At 47.3% G+C, this 8,982-nt stretch carries 6 protein-coding genes and 3 pseudogenes; all 9 read left to right on the top strand.

The features are described 5' to 3' along the window. Positions 1-29: 29 nt before the first annotated feature. A pseudogene (locus HMPREF1546_RS08380) lies at positions 30-317 on the top strand (type IV secretory system conjugative DNA transfer family protein); the annotation flags it as partial. 737 nt (positions 318-1,054) lie between these two features. Continuing rightward, complete coding sequence (gene ltrA, locus HMPREF1546_RS08375; protein ID WP_021749487.1) at positions 1,055-2,941, top strand: group II intron reverse transcriptase/maturase; 1,887 nt, start codon at positions 1,055-1,057, stop codon at positions 2,939-2,941. Positions 2,942-3,093: 152 nt separating this feature from the next. Beyond that, a pseudogene (locus tag HMPREF1546_RS08370) lies at positions 3,094-3,636 on the top strand (type IV secretory system conjugative DNA transfer family protein); the annotation flags it as partial. A gap of 64 nt (positions 3,637-3,700) precedes the next feature. Then, positions 3,701-3,829 (top strand): annotated as a pseudogene (locus HMPREF1546_RS18300) (Maff2 family mobile element protein); the annotation flags it as partial. A gap of 274 nt (positions 3,830-4,103) precedes the next feature. Then, on the top strand, positions 4,104-4,625 hold the full coding sequence (locus HMPREF1546_RS08365) for an AAA family ATPase (RefSeq protein WP_003505403.1): 522 nt from the start codon (positions 4,104-4,106) through the stop codon (positions 4,623-4,625). A gap of 361 nt (positions 4,626-4,986) precedes the next feature. Then, positions 4,987-6,906, top strand: coding sequence for a tetracycline resistance ribosomal protection protein Tet(W) (gene tet(W), locus HMPREF1546_RS08360; protein WP_002586627.1), 1,920 nt, complete (start codon positions 4,987-4,989; stop codon positions 6,904-6,906). Positions 6,907-6,956: 50 nt separating this feature from the next. Beyond that, the gene (locus HMPREF1546_RS08355; RefSeq protein ID WP_003505400.1) at positions 6,957-7,724 is read left to right on the top strand and encodes a class I SAM-dependent methyltransferase; all 768 of its coding nucleotides are present in this window, start codon (positions 6,957-6,959) and stop codon (positions 7,722-7,724) included. 204 nt (positions 7,725-7,928) lie between these two features. After that, positions 7,929-8,375 carry an RNA polymerase sigma factor gene (locus HMPREF1546_RS08350; RefSeq protein ID WP_003505338.1) on the top strand — a complete coding sequence of 149 codons (447 nt, stop codon included), beginning with the start codon at positions 7,929-7,931 and terminating at the stop codon, positions 8,373-8,375. Beyond that, complete coding sequence (locus HMPREF1546_RS08345; RefSeq protein ID WP_003505336.1) at positions 8,365-8,568, top strand: helix-turn-helix domain-containing protein; 204 nt, start codon at positions 8,365-8,367, stop codon at positions 8,566-8,568. The genes HMPREF1546_RS08350 and HMPREF1546_RS08345 overlap by 11 nt, the downstream gene beginning before the upstream one ends. The last annotated feature ends 414 nt before the right edge of the window (positions 8,569-8,982 follow it).

Here is an 8,982-nt window from a genome sequence, read left to right as displayed (position 1 = left end):
TTTGATGAAAAAGTCCTTGACTTTTCGTCTCTGGCAAAACGGCAAAGTCAATCCTTATTTCTTGCGGTGCGCGGCTTGCCCCTTTTGATATAGAGGAACTCCGGGAACTCATGTCCTATGATGAATTGGAACTTGACACATTGGGCGACCGGAAAACCGCGCTTTTCCTCATAATGAGCGATACCGACGACACTTTTAATTTTGTTATCGCTATTTTGCAATCACAGCTTTTCAACTTGCTTTGTGATAAAGCAGACGACGAATACAACGGCAAATTGCCTGTTCACGTCCGCTTTTTGCTTGACGAGTTTGCGAACAGTGCGACACGTTCCTAACTGAAAAGGTTAGGCGTGAAGCTGAGAAAAATATATGAAAATTGAAAGGAGTTTCGAGAATAAATCAGTTTCATAGAACTGATATTCCGACAGGTGGAATGATGGGGTAACGCCCTGAAACGTCTGCCCTAAGACTGCGCCGGGCATGGTGCAAGCGCAAAGACGCACTGTGTCCGAGAGCGCGCGGAAGTCGGCGGAAGTCTGTCCTAACGGGTCAAGCCGAGGAAAGCGCCCCAGCGGTGGGGTGTGCGGATGATACGCCGGGGGTCTACAAAATGCCCATGGTGAGAATGTGCGGTGAAGCGCACTGACGAAGCCCTGAATGTACGGGTCAAGACGAATGAGCCGCAGAAATGCGGTTGCCGCCTATGGCGATGTGCGTGGGGACGAGTAAGAGTTGTTAGTATGAAACTCCCTGCGGCGTTACAGGCGCCGCCCAAGCGCACTGGCTTAAAGGGGCCACCTAAAGGTATATGCACAGATAGGAATATCGGAACGTGGAAAGGTTGGAGCATGGAGCGCATTGCGGCGCTGTGAAGTGCTGGCACGGAAAGCAGACTGTATAACGTGCCTTTATCCAACTGAGAGCGGTGCCACGACCGTTGAAGCTGCTGTAATGGCGGTGGAGGAACAGGCACCAGTCGGCTTTGAAAGCAAGAATAAAAGAACAGTATTCATAGGTTCGAGTATGACTAAGAAAGGCACACCCCAAAGGAGGTATGCCGACTATGACAGTGAAGAAATTGCAAAAGAAAGCGAAACTGCGCAACGCTGAATACTTCGGCTTGCAGGAGGTATTGGACAGGCTCTATGCCCAAAGTGCGGAAAACAAACGCTTTACCGTGCTGATGGAGTTGGTGGCCGCCGATGAAAATATCTTACTTGCTTACCGAAATATCAGCAAAAACAAGGGCAGCAAAACGGCGGGAACGGACGGAAAAACTGTCCGCTACCTGTCAAAGTTCACAAACACAGCACTCATTCACTATATAAAAAGGCGGTTGGAGCAGTACCAGCCCCAGCCGGTGCGCCGGGTGGAAATTCCCAAAGGAGACACAGGGAAAACTCGCCCTCTGGGAATCCCTACGATTGCCGACAGGCTGATCCAGCAATGCTTCCTGCAAATTCTGGAACCAATATGCGAAGCGAAATTCCATGAGCGGAGCAACGGTTTCCGTCCCAACAGGAGCGCAGAACACGCGCTGGCACAGTGCTACGCAATGATACAAAAACGCGGTCTGCATTATGTGGTTGATATTGATATAAAAGGTTTCTTCGATAATGTCAGCCACGGAAAACTGCTCAAGCAGATGTGGAATATGGGGATACAGGACAAGCGTGTGCTGAGTATCATATCAGCCATGCTGAAAGCGGAAGTAGCAGGAATCGGTTTTCCGCAAAAGGGGACGCCGCAGGGCGGTATCATTTCCCCACTGCTATCCAACATTGTCTTGAACGAATTGGATTGGTGGATTGCCAGCCAGTGGGAGAATATGCCTACACGCAAAAACCGTGAATATGCGCGGTCTGACAATGGGGTTATTGACAAAAGCCAGAAGTATGAAATGCTCCGAAAAGGCTCTGCCCTAAAAGAGTGCTACATCGTCCGGTATGCCGACGACTTCAAAATCTTCTGCCGCAAGCGAAGCGACGCAGTAAAACTCTTTGCCGCTACAAGAGATTGGCTAAAGGAACGGCTGGGGCTGGACATCAGCCCCGAAAAGTCCAGAATTGTCAATTTGAAAAGGCAATACTCCGATTTTCTCGGCTTCAAGTTAAGAGCTGTGAGAAAAGGCGTCAAGAGCAACGGCACAGCAAAGTACGCGGTAGAATCGCACATGAACGATAAGGCAGTCAAGAAAGTCAAGCGGCAAACGCGGGAAATGGTGAAAAGAATCCAGTCCCCGGCAAACGTGAATGAGGAATATAAAGCCATTGGAGCCTATAACGCCTATGTTTCAGGCATCCACAATTACTACCGTTATGCTACCCACATCAGCAAAGACATTCATAAAATCGCCCTCGGCATCACTCGAACCATGCAGAACAGATTGAGAGAGCGCTTGCAAAAGCAAGGAAACCCTTTGCCCGCCTACATTGCGGAGCGGTATGGAAGAAGCAAGCAAATTCGCTATGTAAGCGGACAGGCAGTTATCCCTATTGGGTATGTCCAAACCAAAGCACCGCTCTACAAACGGCGGGAAGTGAACCAGTACACGGAACAAGGCCGCAGAAGTATTCACAAAAATCTGGAATCCGTAAATATGAGCATTTTACACTACCTCATGCGGAACCCGGTACAATTTGCAAGTGTGGAACTGAACAACAACAGATTGGCACTGTATTGCGCTCAACATGGGTGCTGCGCCGTTACCAAACAGCCGCTTGAAATCGGGGACATTCATTGTCACCACAAGCTCCCGCGAGAGAAAGGCGGTAACGACCAATATGGGAATCTGGTGCTGGTTACAGAGACCGTCCATATTTTAATCCATGCCACTGATAGCGAGGTAATTGCACGCCTTGTTCAAACATTGCGGTTAAACACAAGACAGCGTGCGAAGTTAAACACTTTGCGCAAAATAGCAGGCTTATTCTCAATCTAAACGCAATCGCTCACTGAAAACTGTATCTATTTACAATTCTTTCAAAGTCGATGGAACGCCGTGTGCGGTGAAAGCCGCACGCACGGTGTGAAGCGGGGGAAAAGACGGAAAGCGGCGCTGACGCGCCGCTCAGGTCTTACCTATCGCTATTCGGACAGATACCCCGCTTCGATAAATTGATTGCTACAATCCGCAGTAGGGAAATGTCCGCTTCTATCATTCTGCAATCGCAGAGCCAGCTAAAAGCCATTTACAGGGACGCGGCAGAAATCATACTTGATAATGCCGACAGCACCTTGTTTTTGGGAGGACGTGGGAAAAATGCAAAAGAGATTTCGGATAACTTGGGACGGGAAACAATCGACAGTTTCAACACTTCCGAAAATCGCGGCACGCAGGTTTCTCATGGACTGAATTATCAAAAATTAGGAAAGGAGCTGATGACACAGGACGAAATAGCAGTTATGGACGGTGGGAAATGTATTTTGCAGCTACGCGGTGTGCGTCCCTTTTTAAGCGACAAATACGACATCACGAAACACCCGAACTACAAATACCTTTCCGACTTCGACAAAAGAAACGCTTTTGACGTGGAACGGTATATGTCTACCCGTCCGGCAATCGTAAAGCCCGATGAAGCCTTTGACATATACGAAATAGATTTGTCCGACGAGGACGCAGCCGCCGAAGAATAACGGCGGCATTTTTCATTTTCCATAACATTTTTTGAGCCGCACAACGGCAGAAAGCGAGGTTTATATGGATTTCTTTAACAGCGCAGTTGGTGTATTGCAGACTTTGGTTATCGCGCTTGGCGCAGGTCTTGGCATTTGGGGTGCCATTAACTTAATGGAGGGTTACGGCAACGACAATCCCGGAGCCAATGCTCATGTACGGTAAGGAAGCAAGCAACCGAAAACAAGAGATAGACCGCCAGCACTACACTATTCCGAACCAAAGACCAAAAGATAAGCATTGTGGGAAAATCTAAACTTTTGGATTTTCCTACAATGCCGACTACGGCGGAATCCCTCCCACTCCTTATATCTTTCTTTCCGTATACATTGAATTTGTATTTAGTAAATGCTATAATGTCCCTATTCAAATTATAAATGTGTTGAATTAGTTACATGTACATATTTTTTGTGCCGGAGGAAGTGAAATGAAACAAAAAATTTATCTCATTACAGGCTTAATGGCTTCTGGAAAATCTACAGTTTCCGATTTACTGGCAAAATCAATAGAAAAATGCGTCCATCTTCGTGGTGATGTGTTCCGAAAAATGATTATTTCAGGCAGAGAAAATATGTCAGCTACCCCATCAGCGGAAGCAGTCCGCCAGCTGTACCTTCGATACAAATTGACTGCTGATGCGGCAAGGTCATACTTTGACAACGGCTTTTCTGTAGTGATCCAAGATAACTACTACGGTGATGAATTAAACCGAATGATAAATTATCTGCATAAATACCCTGTTGAGGTTGTCGTTCTTTGTCCAGATGTGGAAACAATAAAAGAAAGGGAACGATACAGGGAGAAAACAGGCTATTCCGGCTTTACGGTTGAAACCTTATACGATACATTTATGCAGACAACACCACGGATCGGCTTTTGGCTGGACAATTCCAATCAAACACCACAGCAGACAGCAGAAACCATTCTGAACACCAGGAAGCCGGTATGATTGTTACATATAAGGGGAAGAAAAATTTCTTTTAGGTACTTGCTTTCCTAAAACTGATGTGATATAATAGCTTCATTCCAGAAAAGGAGTAAAAAATATGCGGCAAGGTATTCTTAAATAAAACTATAATCAAATAGTGGGAACAAAGAATTATGATAGCTCCTTTTGTGGGGGCTTGGTTTTTTGTACCCAATTTAAGAATACTTTTGCCTTATCAATTTTGACATATTCAAAAAACAGCAATCACAAATAGGTGTATGCTGTATATGTGTATGTCCGCAAATTAGAATCCCCAGTGGTAAAAGTATTTTACTGCTGGGGATTTTTATGCCCTTTGGGGCTGTAAAGGGAGGACAATCACATGAAAATAATCAATATTGGAATTCTTGCCCATGTAGACGCTGGAAAGACGACCTTGACGGAGAGCCTGCTATATGCCAGCGGAGCCATTTCAGAACCGGGGAGCGTCGAAAAAGGGACAACGAGGACGGACACCATGTTTTTGGAGCGGCAGCGTGGGATTACCATTCAAGCGGCAGTCACTTCCTTCCAGTGGCACAGATGTAAAGTTAACATTGTGGATACGCCCGGCCACATGGATTTTTTGGCGGAGGTGTACCGCTCTTTGGCTGTTTTAGATGGGGCCATCTTGGTGATCTCCGCTAAAGATGGCGTGCAGGCCCAGACCCGTATTCTGTTCCATGCCCTGCGGAAAATGAACATTCCCACCGTTATCTTTATCAACAAGATCGACCAGGCTGGCGTTGATTTGCAGAGCGTGGTTCAGTCTGTTCGGGATAAGCTCTCCGCCGATATTATCATCAAGCAGACGGTGTCGCTGTCCCCGGAAATAGTCCTGGAGGAAAATACCGACATAGAAGCATGGGATGCGGTCATCGAAAATAACGATGAATTATTGGAAAAGTATATCGCAGGAGAACCAATCAGCCGGGAAAAACTTGCGCGGGAGGAACAGCAGCGGGTTCAAGACGCCTCCCTGTTCCCAGTCTATCATGGCAGCGCCAAAAATGGCCTTGGCATTCAACCGTTGATGGATGCGGTGACAGGGCTGTTCCAACCGATTGGGGAACAGGGGGGCGCCGCCCTATGCGGCAGCGTTTTCAAGGTTGAGTACACCGATTGCGGCCAGCGGCGTGTCTATCTACGGTTATACAGCGGAACGCTGCGCCTGCGGGATACGGTGGCCCTGGCCGGGAGAGAAAAGCTGAAAATCACAGAGATGCGTATTCCATCCAAAGGGGAAATTGTTCGGACAGACACCGCTTATCAGGGTGAAATTGTTATCCTTCCCAGCGACAGCGTGAGGTTAAACGATGTATTAGGGGACCAAACCCGGCTCCCTCGTAAAAGGTGGCGCGAGGACCCCCTCCCCATGCTGCGGACGACGATTGCGCCGAAAACGGCAGCGCAAAGAGAACGGCTGCTGGACGCTCTTACGCAACTTGCGGATACTGACCCGCTTTTGCGTTGCGAAGTGGATTCCATCACCCATGAGATCATTCTTTCTTTTTTGGGCCGGGTGCAGTTGGAGGTTGTTTCCGCTTTGCTGTCGGAAAAATACAAGCTTGAAACAGTGGTAAAGGAACCCTCCGTCATTTATATGGAGCGGCCGCTCAAAGCAGCCAGCCACACCATCCATATCGAGGTGCCGCCCAACCCGTTTTGGGCATCCATAGGACTGTCTGTTACACCACTCTCGCTTGGCTCCGGTGTACAATACGAGAGCCGGGTTTCGCTGGGATACTTGAACCAGAGTTTTCAAAACGCTGTCAGGGATGGTATCCGTTACGGGCTGGAGCAGGGCTTGTTCGGCTGGAACGTAACGGACTGTAAGATTTGCTTTGAATACGGGCTTTATTACAGTCCGGTCAGCACGCCGGCGGACTTCCGCTCATTGGCCCCGATTGTATTGGAACAGGCATTGAAGGAATCGGGGACGCAGCTGCTGGAACCTTATCTCTCCTTCATCCTCTATGCGCCCCAGGAATACCTTTCCAGGGCTTATCATGATGCACCGAAATACTGTGCCACCATCGAAACGGCCCAGGTAAAAAAGGATGAAGTTGTCTTTACTGGCGAGATTCCCGCCCGCTGTATACAGGCATACCGTACTGATCTGGCCTTTTACACCAACGGGCGGAGCGTATGCCTTACAGAGCTGAAAGGATATCAGGCCGCTGTCGGTCAGCCGGTCATCCAGCCCCGCCGTCCAAACAGCCGCCTGGACAAGGTGCGCCATATGTTTCAGAAGGTAATGTAAAGATACATAATCGTCAAGACGGCAACAATCAGAAGTTATGGAGGGTAACAATGGAATATAGTAAGGAAGATTTAATGGAAGCAAAAAGGCAAATTTTGGGAGTGGGAGAGAACATGGGAACAGAGGAAAGTAAAAAAATCTGGGAGAAAAACGCACAATTTTGGGATAATGCAATGGGTGACAAATCTAATGAATTTCACAGAGAGGTAGTGCGTCCCAAAGTAACGGAACTTCTATCTCCTAATCCTGCGGATTACATTTTGGATATTGCGTGTGGCAATGGAAATTATTCTTCGTATCTTGCACAAAGAGGCGCTTCGATTGTCGCTTTTGATTACAGCAAAAAAATGATAGAATTGGCTAAAAGACGGCAATCACAATATGCAAAACAAATTGAATTTTGTGTAGCGGATGCGACCAATAGAGAAAGTATATTAGAATTAAAAAGAAATCGAGCCTTTACGAAAGCAGTTTCTAATATGGCAATTATGGATATTACGGATATTGAACCACTTCTTATGGCTGTTTATGAACTGTTGGAGGAAAGCGGAATTTTTGTCTTTGCAACGCAACACCCTTGTTTTATCACGTTGACTGAAAAATATATGACACCGCACAGTTACTATGGTATAGCGATTGAAGGGCAACCGGAGGAGCAGATTTATTATCATCGTTCCATACAAGATATTTTTAACCTTTGTTTTAGAGCTGGATTTGTCATTGATGGATTTTATGAAGAATGTTTCAAAAACAACAAAGAAATTCCTATGGTAATGATAGTAAGGCTTAAAAAGGTAAAACGTGATAGCTTAAAATAAATTCAAGTTTGCCGGATAAATAGCAAACCTGGCCGAGCCAGTCAACGGTCAAGATGAACGGGCTTCGCCCGCCGTTGACAGCCCCGCCCGGTTTTGCAGTTAGGCAGTCAAGGAGCGACAGCCTAAAGTGCTGCCGCCCCTTACTATCATAAAAAGCAACTACTAACCAGCCACAGCCCTTTTGGGAGGAAAGGGGGATTTTCCATGACCTGTACAGAAGAATATCGGGAACATATCGAGTACACTTTCCATGCCTTTTGCAAAGTCGTTATCCGAAATGCAACGATCAACGCAGCGAGGACACGGAGCAGGAAGCACAAAAGAGAAATATCCCTTGAATACCTCACAGACGAAAAGCACTACCCTTTAGGCACGACAGATGAATATTTCCAAGCCCCGGAGCCGGACGAGGAATACATACTTACCCTTTGCGGCGATACGGTCATTTTCAGCAGCGGCTTACTTGCGGAAGCCCTGTCACGGCTGGACGAACGGGAGCGGGAAATGATTTACCTGTCCTTTTTCAAGCGTATTCCACAGCACGAAATTGGCAGACAGTACGGGCGCAGCCGCAGCACAGCGGGCTACCATATCCGAAAAGTCCTACGGCAGCTCCAAGCGGAAATGGAGGGAATGGCATATGAGAAATAATAGGCTTCTCCCCTATGAAACAATCGTCCAAGCCACCAGCGGGGAGCCGGAAGCGGTGGGAACTGTATTGCAGTATTACCGCCGCCGCATACAATGTGCCGCCCGTGTGAATGGACGGGTAGACCAAGATACAGAGGACTACATCACCCAGACGCTTCTCACAGCTATTTTCAAGTTCCGCTTTGGGAGATAGCCCTACCGCCTACAACTGAATAACCGCCGCTTCGCCGGCAACCAGAAAGCAGTAAATCTATTCAACAGATTTGCTGCTTTTTTTCGTTCCTGTTTGGCATTTTTGAAAATCCCCAGTATGAAAAAACAAAAGGGAAAATTGCCGCCGCAGTTGGCAAAATCCCTTACTTATCCGTGGAGGGTATCAAAGAAAAAAATACTGCCATTGTCCGCCTTTTTCGGCTTGCGTGGTGTTGTAGGGAATAAGGGGAAATTCTAAAAATCTCCGTCCATTTTGCTTTGCGTGGTGTTGTAGGTAGTGAAAGGAAAATTTTCAAGATATGCCGGAATAGCGGGTAGCAAAGCCCTTTTGAAACGTCTTGTTAGCGGAAAGTACGGAAGCCGGGGAACGCCGGAGTTTTTCAGAGCAAGATTC

This window comes from Oscillibacter sp. KLE 1745 (assembly GCF_000469445.2).
Lineage (GTDB): Bacteria > Bacillota > Clostridia > Oscillospirales > Oscillospiraceae > Oscillibacter > Oscillibacter welbionis.
The sequence above is the reverse complement of the archived record's forward strand: the minus strand, read 5'-3'. Positions and strand labels throughout refer to the sequence as shown.

Excerpts from the sequence above, each read along its gene's own strand:
- ltrA (WP_021749487.1), top strand. The coding sequence starts at position 1,055 with ATGCCGACTATGACAGTGAAGAAATTGCAAAAGAAAGCGAAACTGCGC.
- HMPREF1546_RS08365 (WP_003505403.1), top strand. The coding sequence starts at position 4,104 with ATGAAACAAAAAATTTATCTCATTACAGGCTTAATGGCTTCTGGAAAA.
- HMPREF1546_RS08355 (WP_003505400.1), top strand. The coding sequence starts at position 6,957 with ATGGAATATAGTAAGGAAGATTTAATGGAAGCAAAAAGGCAAATTTTG.
- HMPREF1546_RS08350 (WP_003505338.1), top strand. The coding sequence starts at position 7,929 with ATGACCTGTACAGAAGAATATCGGGAACATATCGAGTACACTTTCCAT.
- HMPREF1546_RS08345 (WP_003505336.1), top strand. The coding sequence starts at position 8,365 with ATGAGAAATAATAGGCTTCTCCCCTATGAAACAATCGTCCAAGCCACC.